Origin of the sequence: Liquorilactobacillus capillatus DSM 19910, assembly GCF_001434915.1 — a bacterium.
GTDB lineage: Bacteria > Bacillota > Bacilli > Lactobacillales > Lactobacillaceae > Liquorilactobacillus > Liquorilactobacillus capillatus.
Map to the genome: position 1 here is coordinate 149,927 of NZ_AZEF01000027.1, position 17,081 is coordinate 167,007.

At 39.5% G+C, this 17,081-nt stretch carries 13 protein-coding genes; 1 reads left to right on the top strand and 12 read right to left on the bottom strand.

Features of this window, described 5'->3' with window-relative positions; translation table 11 throughout:
• Window positions 1-51: 51 nt before the first annotated feature.
• From xerD to dnaE, 7 genes are all read right to left on the bottom strand, one after another.
• A complete protein-coding gene (xerD, locus tag FC81_RS06390) occupies window positions 52-939 on the bottom strand; it encodes a site-specific tyrosine recombinase XerD (protein ID WP_057745056.1) in 888 nt (295 codons plus the stop codon).
• A 36-nt stretch (window positions 940-975) separates the two neighbouring features.
• On the bottom strand, window positions 976-1,446 hold the full coding sequence (fur, locus tag FC81_RS06395; RefSeq protein WP_057744486.1) for a ferric iron uptake transcriptional regulator: 471 nt from the start codon (window positions 1,444-1,446) through the stop codon (window positions 976-978).
• A 30-nt stretch (window positions 1,447-1,476) separates the two neighbouring features.
• Window positions 1,477-2,352: a CvfB family protein gene (locus FC81_RS06400; protein WP_057744489.1), complete on the bottom strand. Its 876-nt coding sequence runs from the start codon at window positions 2,350-2,352 to the stop codon at window positions 1,477-1,479.
• A gap of 20 nt (window positions 2,353-2,372) precedes the next feature.
• Complete coding sequence (locus FC81_RS06405) at window positions 2,373-2,831, bottom strand: DUF441 domain-containing protein (protein WP_057744491.1); 459 nt, start codon at window positions 2,829-2,831, stop codon at window positions 2,373-2,375.
• Window positions 2,832-2,993: 162 nt separating this feature from the next.
• Window positions 2,994-4,754, bottom strand: coding sequence for a pyruvate kinase (gene pyk, locus FC81_RS06410; protein WP_057744494.1), 1,761 nt, complete (start codon window positions 4,752-4,754; stop codon window positions 2,994-2,996).
• Window positions 4,755-4,852: 98 nt separating this feature from the next.
• The gene (gene pfkA / locus FC81_RS06415; RefSeq protein ID WP_057744498.1) at window positions 4,853-5,815 is read right to left on the bottom strand and encodes a 6-phosphofructokinase; all 963 of its coding nucleotides are present in this window, start codon (window positions 5,813-5,815) and stop codon (window positions 4,853-4,855) included.
• A gap of 116 nt (window positions 5,816-5,931) precedes the next feature.
• Window positions 5,932-9,276, bottom strand: coding sequence for a DNA polymerase III subunit alpha (gene dnaE, locus FC81_RS06420; RefSeq protein ID WP_057744500.1), 3,345 nt, complete (start codon window positions 9,274-9,276; stop codon window positions 5,932-5,934).
• 148 nt (window positions 9,277-9,424) lie between these two features.
• Between dnaE and FC81_RS06425 the strand changes: the two genes are divergently transcribed.
• Complete coding sequence (locus FC81_RS06425; protein ID WP_057744503.1) at window positions 9,425-9,610, top strand: YjzD family protein; 186 nt, start codon at window positions 9,425-9,427, stop codon at window positions 9,608-9,610.
• Window positions 9,611-9,822: 212 nt separating this feature from the next.
• On the opposite strand, the gene clpB is transcribed toward FC81_RS06425, so the two are convergent.
• The 5 genes from clpB to FC81_RS06450 all read right to left on the bottom strand — a co-directional run bounded on the left by clpB (window position 9,823) and on the right by FC81_RS06450 (window position 17,080).
• Complete coding sequence (gene clpB, locus FC81_RS06430; protein WP_057744506.1) at window positions 9,823-12,429, bottom strand: ATP-dependent chaperone ClpB; 2,607 nt, start codon at window positions 12,427-12,429, stop codon at window positions 9,823-9,825.
• A 169-nt stretch (window positions 12,430-12,598) separates the two neighbouring features.
• Window positions 12,599-13,843 (bottom strand): peptidase T, encoded by a 1,245-nt coding sequence (pepT, locus tag FC81_RS06435; RefSeq protein WP_057744510.1) that lies wholly within the window; start codon window positions 13,841-13,843, stop codon window positions 12,599-12,601.
• Between the two features lie 23 nt (window positions 13,844-13,866).
• The gene (locus tag FC81_RS06440; protein ID WP_057744513.1) at window positions 13,867-14,982 is read right to left on the bottom strand and encodes a Nif3-like dinuclear metal center hexameric protein; all 1,116 of its coding nucleotides are present in this window, start codon (window positions 14,980-14,982) and stop codon (window positions 13,867-13,869) included.
• Window positions 14,975-15,673 (bottom strand): tRNA (adenine(22)-N(1))-methyltransferase, encoded by a 699-nt coding sequence (locus FC81_RS06445; protein ID WP_057744516.1) that lies wholly within the window; start codon window positions 15,671-15,673, stop codon window positions 14,975-14,977. Before FC81_RS06445 ends, FC81_RS06440 begins: the two co-directional genes overlap by 8 nt.
• 264 nt (window positions 15,674-15,937) lie before the next feature.
• The gene (locus tag FC81_RS06450) at window positions 15,938-17,080 is read right to left on the bottom strand and encodes a trans-sulfuration enzyme family protein (RefSeq protein WP_057744518.1); all 1,143 of its coding nucleotides are present in this window, start codon (window positions 17,078-17,080) and stop codon (window positions 15,938-15,940) included.
• Window position 17,081 lies beyond the last annotated feature (1 nt).

Below are 17,081 nucleotides of genomic sequence, written 5' to 3' on the forward strand. Positions count from 1 at the left end.
TTAATAAACTTGCACTTACTTTACCACAGTTTAATCTATTACACAAATAGCCTACGCACGCGGATGATACTGCTCATAAATATCGGTCAGTCTTTTCTTAGACAGATGTGTATAGATTTGGGTCGTTGCAATATCTGCATGTCCAAGTAATTCCTGTACAACACGCAAATCAGCTCCATTTTCCAATATATGCGTTGCAAATGAATGTCTCAGCGTGTGAGGGGTTACCTTTTTAGTAATACCGGTTTTAAGAACCTCTGCTTTTAGGTTTTTCCAAATACCTTGCCGTGTAAGCTTATGCCCGTGGTTATTCAAAAAAAGGTACGGACTTCTCTTCTGCCCTAAAAGCTTTGGACGAGCTTGTTGCAGGTACTGTTCCGCCCATTTGATTGCCTGATCGCCAATTGGCACCAACCGTTCCTTACTCCCTTTGCCCATCGTTTGAATCAATCCCATACTCAAATGAAGGTCTGAAAGTTTCAGGTTCACAACTTCACTGACCCGTAGACCAGTTGCGTACATAACCTCAAGGATCGCACGGTTGCGCAACCCTAGCTTTTGGCCTGTATCTGGTGAAGCAAGCAGCTTTTCAACTTCTTTAGTTGAAAGAACTTCTGGCAGATGCTCCTTACGTTTAGGTGCATCGATCAGCTGCATTGGATCTTTCTTGATTTTTTCTTCTTCCACTAAAAACTGAAAGAATTTGCGCAGACTGGTAACTGAGCGAGTAATGGAGCTTGTTGCCTTTTCTTTCGTCGTTTCCTGCTGCATAAAAGCAATTATCAACTGCCGATCGACCACGTCAAAACTATTAAGCTTTCTTTTTTTTAGAAAGAGAACAAATTGGAGAAGATCATTGCGATAGCTCATCACTGTATTTTTGGCTAAGCCACGTTCAACTGTTAAATAATGCAGGTAGTCTTCAATAAGATTATTAATTATCCCTACCCCCTTTAAAAATATTCTCAAACGTAATTATTCTTGCTCCAAACACCGCTCTTTTTGCCTGCAGGTAGAACAGATACCGTGAAAAGTTAAGCGATGATCTTGAACTTTAAATCCATATTTATGCATCACTACCTCTTCTACCTCAGTAAGCAGATCTTCATGAACCTCTTCCACCTTCCCACATACACTACATAATAAATGATGATGGAAATGCTGTTGATTTTCATGGCGTAAATCATACCGGGCCACTCCGTCTCCAAAGGTTACCCGATCTACAATGCGTAGCTCTGCTAGTAGGTCTAAGGTACGGTAGATCGTTGCTAAGCCAATCTCTGGTTCCTCTCTTTTGATCAGTGTGAATAATTCCTCTGCTGAAAGATGTTTTGTTTGATATTTCAAAAGTGTGTTGACAGTTGCTCGTCGCTGAGGTGTTAATTTCATTCCTGCTTGATGTAGCTTTTTACCGATTTCGGTAATTCTTTCCTTTTGAAAAACCATCGTACTGTTACCTCTTCTTTATCATATGTCTTAGTCCTGCTGATTCAAAATAAGCCTACCGTCGGCTTGTCTAACTAATCCAGCCTTCATCAAGTGTCCCACTGCACGCTTGAATTGCCCTTTGCTGATACCAAAAAAGGCTTTGATTTCATCCGGAGTACTTTTATCAGTATAACCTAGCTCACCATTCTGATGTTTCAATGCAGCTAAAATCATCTGTGCATCATCGCTAATAGCTTCATAGGCCCTTGGTCGCAAGGATAGATTCAATATTCCATCTGGTCTGACTCCGATTACCCGAGCTTGCAGCTTTTGTCCCAAACGAGGTTCATCATCTCGTTCACTTGGATGAATAAACCCTAAATAATAATCATCTGTCAGGACATGTGTTCCCGCAATCTTCATTCGGTATGCGGTTGCCTCAACGTCTTTATTCTGCATCTTTTGATCTGCCTTAGCAGCTAAGCCACGAAAAATCTCTTCAGAGGCTAGTTCACCCCATAGCCGGTTTTTATTATCAATTTTGAGACCTATCATTAACCGATCACCCTTTTTAGGCCAGATTTTAGTAACTTCTGGCAGATCATCTAATGACACAACAATATCTTTATTAGGAAGTCCAATATCAACAAATACGCCTAAATTTCGTCGCACATTAACTACTTCGCCAAAAGCATACTGATTAAGTCCGCTTTGCGGAACTTTTTTCGTTAATTGTAGTTCATGTTCTGCATTTTCATAAGCAAATCCAGTTACTGCTGTTCCAATTTTTACCGGTTGTTCAAGTTCATCTTTTGCAAGTCTAAACGTCAAACCTTTTTGCTGCATAAAGTAGAACTCATCATTTTCATCTGTTGCAACTGCTGTAATGACTCGTCCAATTAAATCCTTCAATTCATTTTCCATCTTACTTCTCCTCTATCCTATTAGTTAAAACTAATATGTAATAAACTAACAATACAATAGGCAATCCCTGAAGCAATAACTGGCCCTGCAGCTACACCATGAAGAAAAACGACACCTATGATTGTACCAATAACCAACGCGACTGTCACTTGTGGCGAACTCGCTAACATAGAAACACCATTCCGAGATAAAACAGCTACTAATATCCCGCATGCAACCGCGATAACACCTACTGGTGACTTAAAAACTGAAACTAAATCCCGAAAACCAATTTCACCTGTTGCAATAGGCACTAAAATCGCTACCGAAATAACTGTTACTCCCCAGTTAATTCCACGACTTTGAATAAACGGCAACCATTTACTCGTATATGGAATTGCTTTGATCACCAAAACAACCGCAGCCGCAAACGATAACGAGGCATTCTTAACTACCAATGCAATCACTAATACTAGTCCTAAAAATAACCAACTCTCCATTTTTTACACTTCATCACCCTTCAGTCTTCTTTATTTTAACTGATAGTATCCTAAAATGCTAACGGCGCTTTTAACTCACGAGAGATATAAAAAAACTGCGGCAAAATAATTTTGCCGCAGCCCAGATTATTAAACTAAATCTTATTCTCTAATAACTAATTATTAAAGAGCGTTTGAAGCACCACGATAAACAATTCCGCGACGTGAGTCAATAGTTACGACTTCACCATCAGAAACTGAAGTTGTTGCATCTTGTGCACCAACAATAACAGGAATTCCCATTGAAATACCAACTACGGCTGCATGTGATGTTAAACCACCATTTTCAACAACCAATGCACTTGATTTTTCAATAGCAGGTAAATAAGCTTTATCAGTTGTCTTTGTAACTAATACTCCGCCTTCAACAGCTTTTTCATTTGCTTCTTCAGCTGATGTAGCAACAACTGCTTTTCCAATTACTGTTTCATCGCCAACACCTTGACCAGAAACTATTTTTGAACCAATAAGTTGAATCTTCATAACGTTGGTTGTTCCTTTTTCACCTACAGGAACCCCGGCAGTGATCAAGATCAAGTCGCCTTCTTTAGCAAAACCGGCTTCTTTAGCCTTTTCTGTTGCTAAAGTAAACATATCATCTGTTGAAGCAGGTGCTTCAGCCATCACTGGATAAACACCCCAGTTAACTGCTAAACCGCGACGAGTACGATCGTCAAATGTAACAGCTAAAATGTCTGCATCTGGACGATACTTCGAAATCATACGAGCAGTATGACCAGACTTAGTAGCAGCAACAATTGTCTTAATTCCTAAGTTGTCAGCTGTTTCAGCCACTGCACGACCAATTGCTTCTGTAACATCTGATTTATCGAAGTCATTGATTGAGAATGTCTTGTGTTGACGTAAAGCATTTTCAGCCTTGATATCGATCCGTGCCATTGTTGCAACTGATTCAACTGGGTAGTCACCATTAGCACTTTCACCAGAAAGCATTGTTGCATCTGTTCCATCAAAAACAGCGTTAGCAACATCTGATGCTTCAGCACGTGTAGGACGTGGGTTTTCTTGCATTGAATCAAGCATTTGTGTAGCAGTGATAACAGGTTTGCCTAATGCATTACATTTCTTAATTAGAGTCTTTTGAACTAAAGGTACATTTTCAGCTGGAATTTCAACACCCATATCACCACGAGCAACCATTAAACCATCTGAAACTTTAACGATTTCATCAAAGTTATCGATTCCTTCTTGTGATTCGATCTTAGGAAAGATTTGAACATGTTCCATGTTCTTTTCTTCAAGAAGTTTACGAATATCTAAAACATCTTCAGGTTTACGTACAAAACTTGCAGCGATAAAGTTGATTTCATGATCCAAACCGAAACGAATATCATCAGAATCTTTTTCAGTAATCCCAGGTAAGTTAATTGAAACACCAGGTGCATTAACACCCTTACGTGAGCCAAGAACACCTGCATTCAATACCTTACATACCAATTCTTTGTTTTCACGATCAATTTTTTCAACTTGCATATCAATCAAACCATCATCAAATAATACATGACCGCCTTCATGAACATCATCGATCAAACCTGGATAAGTAACGGCAATTTTATCATGAGTTCCTTCAAGTGAGGCATCCATTGAAATACGGACTTCATCACCGATTTCATATTGGATCTTACCTTCTTTTTGAACCGTAGTACGGATCTCGGCACCCTTAGTATCCAGCATAATACCAACCATCTTGCCGGTAACCTTTTCTGCTTCATGGACAATATTTAAACGACCTAAATGTTCTTCATGATCGCCATGAGAAAAGTTAAAACGAAATACGTTAGCTCCTGCCTCGATTAATTTTACAATTGTATCTAGATCTGAACTAGCTGGCCCAAGTGTGCTTACAATCTTGGTTTTCTTCATGAGTAAAATCTCCCCTTTGAATAATTTTAAAGATGACTTTAATGTCTAATCTTTACCTAAATTAGCTGGTACAATCTGTTTCTGCTCAAAACCGCTACCTAAAAGCGCAAACGGTCATTCAAATCTTGGAGCGAAACATCTGTGATATGTTTGTGGTTCTCTAATGTATCGATGATATCTGAAGCAACAAGCTTATTGTCTCTGATACCAATTGCAAGACCACCTTTACCTTCAAGTAAAAGCTTGACTGCAAAATCACCAAAGCGGCTGGCCAAAACACGGTCTCTAACAGTTGGACTGCCGCCCCGCTGCACGTGACCTAAAGTAATAGCACGTGTATGCAGAGTTCCAAACTTATCTAACTTCTCTTTGAATTCAGCAGCTGACATTACGCCTTCTGCTAAAACAACTAAATTATGGTCCTTACCGTTTGCACGGTTTTGCTTGATTTTTTCAGCAATCGCCTCAATGTCGTAATCTCGTTCAGGAATAACAATTGCATCTGCATCCGAAGCAATTCCTGCCCATAAAGCAATATCCCCTGCACCACGACCCATTACTTCAACAATAAAGGTCCGTTGATGAGATGTTGCAGTATCGTTTACACGATCAAGTGCATCAAGAGCAACACTGACAGCCGTATCAAAGCCAACGGTGAAGTCAGTTCCTGGGATATCGTTATCAATCGTCCCAGGCATACCAATAGAATTGAAACCATGTTGTGTTAAGCGTTCAGCTCCATGATATGAGCCATCCCCACCAATAACAACCAGAGCATCAATTCCGAATTTTTTGAGTTGTTCAATACCTTTGAGCTGTGTTTTTTCTTCCGCAAATTCTGGGAAACGTGCAGAGTACAATACAGTACCACCGCGCGAAATAATCCCATCCATATCAATGGACTCTAATTTATGGATATCCCCTGCGACTAAACCAGCAAAGCCATAATTAATACCGTAAGCTTCAAGGCCTGCCGACATTGCAGACCGCGCAATTGCACGTACTGATGCATTCATTCCCGCTGCATCGCCACCACTTGTTAAAATACCTATGCGTTTCATTTTTTCACCTCAAGTAAATATTATGGAACAACACATTCTCCATTGCTTATCTTATCACTTTTATAAGTAGATGTCTTGCAAAAACAGAAATTAATTCACTTTATCACAATATGTTTTCATTTATTTTCATTTGTCAAAACAATATTTTCTTGCCCCAATAGATTTGACAACGCTGTAATAACTTTCTCATCATTTTTCAACCAATAACGCCGGCTGAGAACTATTTTTTTAGCCGTTGTTTCTTCAAATAAAATAACTGGTATCTGCCCATGATACTGCAACATCAATTCTAACATCTGCCGCCGTATTCGTTGGTTGGTTTCTTTGGTTAACCTAATATAATAAGTCGCACTATTTTGGACATTCAAGGTCTGTGCAAGAGTTAGTTCTCGGGCAATTAACTGTAATCCACGTTTAGTTTGTTCACTTTTACCCTTCACCAGTATAACGGCCTTCTCCGTAAGTAGCTCTGCCGTTTTTTTATACAAATCCGTAAAAACTGTCATCTCGATTTGACCCGTCTGATCTTCCACAGTTACAAAGGCCATCTGCTGCCCCGTTTTTGTTCGGATAACTTTTACTTTTTTTATATAAACTAACAGTTGCAACGGACCAGTTTGTTCAGCTATTTTTGCAATAACTGTTGTATTTTGCAAAAGTGCTAGACGACTAAATTGTTCTACCGGATGTGCTGAAAGATAAATACCTAAATACTTTTCTTCATTTTTTAAACGTTCTTCTAAACTGATCTCAGCAAAGGTCTGATATTTTGGCGTTAAAGCTGCAAATAATTCAATGTTATTACCACTTAATTCGACATTGCTCAACATCCTAGGTAAATTCTTCAATAAAGTTGCTCGGTTATGTCCCAACTTGTCAAATGCTCCAACATAAATCAAGGCTTCTAACGGCTCTTGCTGCAGGAAATGATTATCTATTCTCTGTAAAAAAGACTGAAAACTACGATATTTTCCATGTAAGCGTCTTTCAGAAATTATTTGTTTTGCAAAATCACTCCGAATTGTTTTGATATTCCGCAGTCCTAGATAAATCTCCTGTGCCTGCAACGCAAACAACAGCTGGCTTTCATTCACATCTGGTGCATGTATCTTTAGATGATGCTGTTTAGCTTCAAGTAAATAATTCTTCAGCTTAGTGTTGTCACCCGTTACTGTATTCAGCAGCGCTACAAAGAATGCTGCCGGATAATGCTGTTTGATATAAGCTAATTGAAATGCCATTTTAGTATACGCGACCGCGTGTGAACGGTTGAACCCATAATTAGCAAATTTCTCAATATATGCGTAGACCTGCTCTGCATTTTTAAGTGTAAAGCCCTTATCTTTTGCTCCAGTAATAAAACGTGTCTTCATTTGCTCAATTACGGCTGCCTTTTTCTTACTCATTGCGCGCCGCAGTAAGTCTGCTTGTCCAAGCGTGAAACCGCCCATGACAGATGCAACTTGCATCACTTGTTCTTGATAAACAAGTACTCCATATGTTTTCTTTAAAATTGGTTTTAAAATCTCAGCTGGATAGGTCGTTTTCTCAAGTCCATGTCTACGACGAATAAAAAGATCGATGTTTTCCATTGGGCCTGGACGATACAATGCATTAACAGCCGCAATATCTTCAAAAGAACTAGGCCGCAACCGCCGCAAAACACTCTTGATACCAGTCGATTCAAATTGAAAAACACCAGCTGTATCAGCTGTCTGAAATAAACGTAACGTCTCCACATCATCTAAAGCGATGTGCTGGACATTTAGTTCATGTTGATAGCCGCTGTGAACCAATTGAACCGCACGGGCTAAGATGCTTAGATTACGTAAACCTAGAAAATCAATCTTCAGCAGGCCCACCTCTTCAACCGTTTCCTTCGTATACTGGGTCAAAAGTAATTCATCATTACCCATCTGCAAAGGAATAATGTCTGCCAGATTTTTATCACTCAAAATAATTCCAGCAGCATGGATTGAAAAATGGCGTGGGAGCCCTTCAAGTCCTTGTGCTGTCTTAAAAAGAAGCCTATTTTTTTCGCTGTCTGTTACTAAGTTGCGTAACCGCTGTGAAGACTCATACGCTTCTTTTAAAGTAATATGCAACGTAGTGGGTATCGTCTTGCTCCACCTGTTCATTTCAAATTGTGGCATCCCAAAAACGCGACCTACATCCCGTAAGACTTGCTTAGCACCTAAGGTTCCGAAAGTAATAATTTGAGCAACATGTTCAGCACCATACTTTTGATGAACATACTGGATAATCTCCTGACGGCGGTTATCTGGAATATCCAGGTCAATATCCGGCATCTGTGCACGTTCCTCATTCAAAAAGCGTTCAAAAAGCAGATCATATTCCAAAGGATCCACATCTGTAATAAATAGTGTATAAGCTACTAATGACCCAGCTGCAGAACCGCGACCAGGTCCTGTCATGATTTGAGTTTGGTGAGCATAATTTGTAACATCCCATACAATTAGAAAATAGTCATCAAATTTCATCCGGTGAATAACACTAAGTTCATACTCCAGCCTTTGCTGATATTTTGATTGTATTACATGCGGTGTTTCTTTTAACCTTTTCTTTAACCCATCTTCGCATAACTTGCGTAAAAAATTTTGTGCTGCCTCACCAGCTGGTGTTTTAAAATGTGGTAATTGAGGTGCTGAAAAGTGTAATTTGGGATTTAGCTCCTGGCATAGTTGCAGCATTGCCGCTAAATCCTTAGATAGTTGATGCTGCTGATATTCACTTTCAAGTTCTCTTTTAGGACGTAACCACTCTTTTCCATTCACTGTTCCAGCCGATCGCAACTGTTTGGCATCAACCTGTTTACCATCTCTCAATGCTTCTAAAACTTGCATCTCAAAGATATCATTTGGGTTCAGGTACTTGACCGGTTCGAGTACTAGCGGTGTTACCTGTACTTTAGCAGCTAGCTGATGCAACGTTGCCAACAAAACCGGTTCCATTTGCAAGTTGATTCCGAGATAGATATTCTGCGTCTTACCCACTACAGTCGCTAATCGCTCAAGGTATTGTTGTGCTCTAGATAAATCCCCGTTTGATACCGCCGTTATAACATAGCTTTTTTGAGGTGGCACAATAATAGCCAAATCTTGCAATTCTTCTGGACGATTTAATTTAAATTGTGCTTCATTCTTTGACAGTGCTAACATTTTTTGCGTTGATAGGTGCATTAAGTTGCGATAACCCTGTTCATTTTTGGCAAGCAGCAGTAACTGATCTTCTGGACCAAGATCAAGTGTTAAGCCAATAATTGGTTTTATACCGTTTGAACGGCATTCATGATAAAATTCAATCGCACCATACATCACATTTATATCTGTCAATGCGAGAGCCTCGTAGCCTCTTTTTTTAGCTTCTTGGACAAGCTGGGGAATTCTTATAGTACTCTGAAGTAGACTATAACTGCTGATAACCTGTAAAGATCCAAACAATGTCTTCCCCCCTTTTCCTTCTTTTTATCCTCATTATAGCAACTTTTCCCTAGCAAAAAAAACTGTAGTTTTCTAAGACTACCTAAAAAATATTCAAAAATCCCCCAAAATATGCTAAACTACGGTTGTATTGTGAGGTGTTGTCTACATGTCAAAACAATTAACCATTTTATTTTGGGGTTTTGTCTACGGTGAAGTTATCGGTTACATCAGTTCGGCTTTATCAGGAGTCAGTTTTTCTGCATTAACTAGCGGTTTAACTGCAATGATTGTCGGCTTTGTCGCTATAAATGCACTTGACTTTTTTGTAAAAGATCCCAAAACAACCAAATAACAATAAAAACTCCCTTTCAATTCGAGTCTTGGCTGATAGCCAAAAAACTACGATATCGAAAGGGAGTTTTTCATGCTAAAACTTTTTCACTCCGTAAATAAATTGTAGTTTATTCACAAATATCAAAGAAGTACTGACTACATTCGCAAATTCGAGGTAACACTTCGATTTTACCGCTTTATACCACACATTTTCTAATTTTACCAATCCGGTTAAATAGCTGCCTGGTTTTCCACTGCTTTGAAAACAAGCTCATGGTGATTCCCAAGATCAATTGTTACTACCGAGTGTGGTAACACTTTGCCTGCGATAATCTGCTTAGCAAGCGGAGTTTCTACATAGTTAGTAATAAAGCGTTGCAACGGTCGTGCACCGTAAGCAGCATCATACCCTTCATGAGCAATCCATTCTTTGGCTGCGGCAGTGATCTCGAGTTTGATTTCTTGCTCAGATAAACGATCTGACAGTAGGTTAACAAACTTATCAACAATTTGAGTTATCGCATTCAAACTTAACGGTGCAAACATAATGATATCATCAATCCGATTCAAAAACTCTGGTTTAAAATGTGCCTGTGCTAATTTCATAACTTGCGACCGTGTTTCTGGCAATATTTTGCCATTCTCTACCACGTTATCTAATAAAATCCCCGATCCTAGATTAGAAGTCATAATTATGATAGTGTTTTTAAAATCAACTGTTCGACCTTGACCATCCGTTAACCGCCCATCATCAAAAACCTGCAGCAGAATATTAAAGACATCCGGATGAGCCTTCTCGACCTCATCCAATAAAATAATAGTATACGGATTACGTCTGACTGCTTCTGTCAGCTGTCCGCCTTCTTCGTATCCAATATAGCCTGGTGCTGCCCCAACTAAACGAGATACAGACTGTTTCTCCATATATTCACTCATATCAATCCGAACCATATGTTTTTCAGAGTCAAAAAGGTTCTCAGCTAAAGCTTTAGCTAATTCAGTTTTGCCAACACCAGTCGGTCCGAGAAATAAGAACGTCCCTAACGGTTGGTTAGGATCTTGCAACCCAGCCCGTGCACGGATAACCGCATTTGCAACTGCGTCCACTGCTTCATCTTGTCCAATAACGCGCTTATGCAAACTTGCCGGTAAATTTAATAGTTTCTCCCGCTCACCTTGGACTAGTTTAGCTACAGGGATCCCAGTTGAGCGACTGACAACTTGTGCGATTTCATTTTCAGTAACTGATTCCTCAACTAACCAGTTATCCGGTCGTTCTGCATGCTCTAATTGTACGAGCTCTTTTTCTAAGGCCGGTATAGTTGCATGCTGTAACTTGGCAGCATTCTCTAAATCATAATTATTCTCTGCTTCCTCCAAATCATGTTTTGCCTGATCAAGTTCCGCCTTTTTAGAACTCAATTTTTGGATATCCGCCTTCTCATTTTCCCAACGCATTTTAAGTGCATTAGTTTTCTGACGTGACTCAGCTAATTCAGTTTGTAACTCACCAAGGCGTTTTTTAGAAGCTGGATCACTCTCTTTTTTTAGGGCCGCTTCTTCAACTTCTTGACGCATCAGTTGACGGGTAACTTGATCAAGTTCAGTCGGCATCGAATTCATTTCAACTCTGATCGTAGCACATGCTTCGTCGATCAGATCAATTGCCTTATCCGGTAAAAAGCGGTCAGTAATATACCGGTTAGAAAGTGTTGCGGCTGCCACGATTGCATTATCATGGATTCTAACACCATGATGAATCTCAAAGCGTTCTTTAAGCCCACGTAGAATCGAAATCGTATCTTCAACGCTAGGTTCTTGGACAAGCACACGCTGAAAACGTCGTTCAAGCGCCTTATCTTTTTCCATATACTCGCGGTATTCATCCAGCGTTGTCGCCCCAATTAAATGTAACTCTCCACGTGCAAGCATTGGTTTAAGAAGATTTCCTGCATCCATACTGCCTTCAGTTTTCCCTGCACCGACAATATTATGGATCTCATCAATAAAAAGAATTATCTTTCCTTCACTCTTAGTAACTTCTTTCAAGACTGCTTTTAGTCTTTCTTCGAATTCACCACGGTATTTCGCACCTGCAATCAATGCCCCCATATCTAGTGAAAAGATTGTTCTATCCTTCAAGTTATCTGGAACATCTTTACGTACGATTCGTTGGGCTAAACCTTCAACAATCGCGGTTTTCCCTACTCCTGGTTCGCCGATTAAAACAGGATTGTTCTTTGTTTTACGCGAAAGGATCCGCACTACATCCCGAATTTCTTCATCACGACCGATTACCGGATCCTGCTTACCACTGCGGACCTGTTTAATCAAATCAACTCCATATTTTTCCAAAGCTTTATATTGCTCTTCTTGATTTTTAGATGTCACGTGTTCACCCCCACGAAGATCTTCAATAAGTTTCATCATCTTTTTTTCTGTAAGTTCCTTAGATTTTAAGTAGCTAGTCAAAGGATGATGTTTTAATCTAAAAAGTGCTAAAATCAGTGTTTCTACCGCTACATACTCATCTTTTAGCTGTTGACGCAGTTGATCCGCTTCTTGCAACAGTTGAAAAAGGTTTTGACTTAAAGTCTGACCGTAATTCACCTGTCCTTCAACAACTGCAAGTTGATCAAGTTCCCGATCAACTTCACGTTCCACTTCAGCAGTGTCCAGCCCCGCACGCTTAAAGATTTCAGCACCAAACTCACCTGGCTGTAATAAGAATTTAAACAACTGCGGAATATCTATTTCTTGCTGATGCCGTGTAACAGCAATTTGTTGTGCTTCTGCCAATGCCGCTTGAACTGCACTCGTTAATTTATCTTCCTGCATCATCACTATCTCCTTTATCATCTATCATCTAATTAGCCTGAGTTTACCGCTAACTAATAAGCAAGTAGCTCACAGAAATTTTCTGGAATCTCTCACTCAAACTTTCGCCTTATACTTCTTGATCAACATAGACCAACTATATTATAATATGAACATACGTTCGTGTTAACTACTTTGTTTGAGAAATTTCCTTGATAATTTCTAAAAGAACTGTTGTAGCTTGTTCCATCACTTGCACTGAAACATATTCAAACCGCGAGTGCATATTTTCTCCACCTGCAAATAAATTAGGTGTCGGTAACCCCATAAATGAAATTTTAGAACCATCTGTTCCACCACGGACCGGGTAAATAACCGGCTTGATCTTGAGGTTGTGCATTGCTTTTTTAGCTATTTCAACCACCGTCATATCTTTTTCAATTACCTCACGCATATTATAGTATTGATCTTTCACTTCGAGTTTAACACGGTCAGCTCCTAAGGCCGCATTCATTTCAGCAGCAATTTCCTTAAAAAGCCGTTTACGTGCTTCAAACTTCTGGCGATCATGGTCACGAATAATGTAAGTCATTTCTGCCTCATCAACCGTTCCGGTTAATTCCACAAGATGGAAGAACCCTTGACGACCAGATGTTTTTTCAGGTACCTCACGTTGCGGTAATTGTGCCTGAAAATCAAAAGCCAATTGGAGTGCGTTAATCATGACACCCTTAGCTGTGGCTGGGTGAACATTTTTACCGATCAATTCTACTTTTGCCTGTGCAGCATTAAAAGTTTCATATTCAAGTTCACCTAACGGTCCACCATCAACAGTGTAGGCAACATCCGCCCCAAAATCTGCAACATCAAAACGGTCAGCTCCAGTTCCAATCTCTTCATCAGGTCCAATCCCAACCTTGATCTCGCCATGTTTTATTTCAGGATGCTCACTTAGATATTCAACTGCCGTCAAGATTTCTGCAATTCCCGCTTTATCATCAGCACCTAAAAGTGTCGTTCCATCCGTTGTAACTAGATCATGTCCAGAATAATTCTTCAGATTAGGGAATTCTTCTGGACTAAGTTTATAGCCGTTTGTCCCTAACTTGATTGCTGATTTACCATCGTACTCTTTAATAACCTGTGGATTAATATTTTGAGCATTAAAGTCGGCTGTGTCCATATGTGCAATGAAGCCAACGACCTTAACCTTTTCTCCTTGGGGTAAATTTGCTGGTAAAGTAGCAAAGACATAGCCACTTTTAGATGAGCGACGAACGTCTTTTAAGCCTATTCTTTTTAATTCTTCAACTAATTCTTCAGCAAAAATCGTCTGACTTACAGTTGATGGAACTGTTACTGCTTTTTCATCTGAACGTGTTTCTTTCTTAACATAATCAATAAAACGTGGTAATAAATTTGGATATTTTGTCATTCAAAGAACTCCCTTATTTATAATTAAACAAAGATAAACGGATCAGTTTTAAGTTTTGATGCAATAATTTCTAATTTCCAATTATTCTCATTATTCCAAGTTGTAAATAAAGTTGCCAATTTTTCTTTACAAATACTTTCGATATGATGACCGGGATCAAGTGCAGCCAATCCAGCTGCCAAAATATCATGTCCTGTATGGTAAGAGATATCACCCGTGACATATAATTGTGCTCCACGTTGCTTCGCTGCTGTGTAAAACTGACCGCCACTTCCACCTAAAACAGCAACACGATCAATCTTCTTATCAGGATCAGCTGCAACCATCCGTAAAGCTGAGACTTTAAAGATTTCCTTGCAAAATTCAGCATATTGTCTAACTGTTTGCGTTTCAGCTAGCGTTCCAATTCGTCCCATTCCGTATTTTTGCCCCATTCCTGCCGTTTGAAATAAATCAAAAACAGGCTCCTCATAAGGGTGAGCCGCATACATCGCCTTCAAGATTGGTTCTTTTTGATGCGCTGGAAAAAGGACTTCTACCTTTTCTTCCCTCACTGTAGTTAATTCTTCCCTTTCACCAATAGCAGGCTCAGCTTGTTCATTGGGTCGAAAACGCCCGTAGCCTTCATATGAGTACGAGCAGTCATCGTAATTTCCAATTTTTCCAGCTCCAGCTGCAGCCAAAGCACTACGCATCCCCTCTGCTGCCTCTCGTGGAACAAAAACTGCGAGTTTAAACATTGGTTCAACTCTTTCCGGCATTAAAATAGCTGTTTGCCTAAGACCCATCTTTTCAGCAAGCCAATCATTCATTCCACCATTCGCATTATCCAAATTAGTATGTGCCGCGAAAACAGTGATATGGTGTTTTAATAATTCTGCATACATTCTATTTTGTGGATCAGCTAGATCAAATTGCTTAATTGGATGAAACATTGCTGGATGGTGGGCAAAGATAAAATCCACTCCTGCTTGGACAGCTTCTCGAACAACTTCAGGTCGAACATCTAAAGTTACCATTACTTTGTTAACTTCAGACTCCTGGCTGCCAAGCTGCAGCCCAATTGGATCTCCATCCTCAGCCATAAAAGCCGGTGCAAATTCCATAAAACGTTTTACAATATCACGCACTTTAACCATTCAACACACCACCAATCTTTTTTATCTTGTTTTCTAATAATGCTTTTTGCGTATAAGGCACTTGACGCGCCTTACTAATTTCACCTAAAACATGTTTCAATTTTTCTTGTTCTCTTTGCCATTTCTTAATAAAAACCGGACTTTTTTCTTTTCGCAAGAAAGGGCCAAATAAATAATCATCATCTGTCAAAGCTGATACTTTTTTTTGCCTTTCAGCTACGATGATTTCATAAATGTGCTGATCCTCTTCGATAATTTTTTCAGTCGTAATCTGATAGTTATGCTCTGTCAACCATGTTCTAACTTGCTGCTCACCGACATTGGGCTGCAAGATTAATTTAGGATACTGCTTTAATTTTCTGAGATCAGCATTCAAAATCTGATAGATCAAAGGCCCCCCCATACCGCAGATCGTAATCACATCAATCTCATCTTTCGCAGTAATCGCCGCCAAACCGTCTGCTAGACGAACTTTAACTATGTCTGCTAAACCTTCTTTTTTTATTTCATGCACAGCATTTAGGTAAGGCCCCTCAACTACCTCGCCTGCAACCGCATAACTAATTTTGTTATTCAGTCCTAAGTATGCAGGTAGATAAGCATGGTCAGAACCAATATCCGCCAGCCGAGCGCCTAGTGGAACGTATTTAGCTACCGCTAATAAACGGGCTGATAAATGTTTTGCATCCATTAAGATATAACAACTCCTTACTAATTTAAACACCTTTAAGTATAACTAACTAGCAGAAACAAGAAAAGGTTAAGGCATTAAAAAAGTATACTAAAAAGCAGCTAATATGCTGAGATCAGATTTGACTGTACATGCTTGCATTCATGTGCGAAAGAACGACAAAGCAAGCCAAATTTCTTCAGCTTGCTTCCGTATAAACTATTTAAAATTAAAGACACTTGGTTTAGTATTGTTGAGAGTTATTTTTATCACCTAGCGTTTACTTTATTTTGCCTTAGCTAACGCCTGCCGCAGATCTGAAAGCAGATCCTCCACTTGCTCAATTCCCACTGATAATCTAATCAATTCATTTGAAATACCGTTTTTTAACCTTATTTTTTCTGGAATGGCCCCATGCGTCATAACAGCGGGCACTTCAATCAAGCTTTCAACTGCACCTAAGCTTTCTGCTAAAGTAATGATTTGAAGTCCTTCAATGAACCTTTGAATCGAAAGGCCCTTTTTCAACTCGAAGGAAATCATCCCTCCAAAACCATTCATTTGCTTCTTAACAATTTTAAAATCTTTTGCCATTGGATCACCAGGATAATAAATCTTAGCAATATCCTTATTTTCTTTTAGAAACTCAAAAATTTTTTGGGTATTTTTTTCATGTGCTTGCATTCTAACTGCTAAAGTCTTGATGCCACGCTGTAGTAACCAACTATCTTGCGGTCCCAAAATTCCTCCAATCGCATTCTGCAGATAACCGATCCTTTCACCCAGTCGTTGGCCCTTCACAACAACTAAGCCTGCAACTAAGTCACTATGCCCCCCTAAATACTTTGATGCGCTATGCAATACAATATCTGCGCCTAGCTTGAGTGGCTGTTGGATATAAGGTGTCGCAAATGTATTATCTACAACTGTTAGTAGTTTTTCTGCCTTTCCCAACTCTGTAATTGCCGTAATGTCAGTAATTTGCATCAAAGGGTTAGTTGGGGTCTCAAGATAAATTGCCTTAGTATTTGGTCTAATAGCCGCTTTAACTTCGGCCAAGTTACGAGTATCAACAACTGTAAAGCTAAGTCCTTGCCGTTTTAAAACCGTGTTGATTAATCGAAATGTTCCACCGTAAACATCATTCCCCACAATAATATGATCACCAGTTGAAAAAAGTGAAAAAACATTATGAATTGCAGCTGACCCAGACGCAAATGCAAATCCAGCTGTCCCACCTTCCAAATCCTTAATTAATTCTTCAACTGCTCGTCTCGTTGGATTGCCAGTTCTTGAATATTCATATTCAGGGTGACCGCCTAATTTAGTTTGTGCATACGTTGAGGCCTGATAAATAGGCACATTAACTGCTCCTGTAATATTATCTCGACTAACTCCCGCATGAATTAATTTTGTATTAAAATTCATT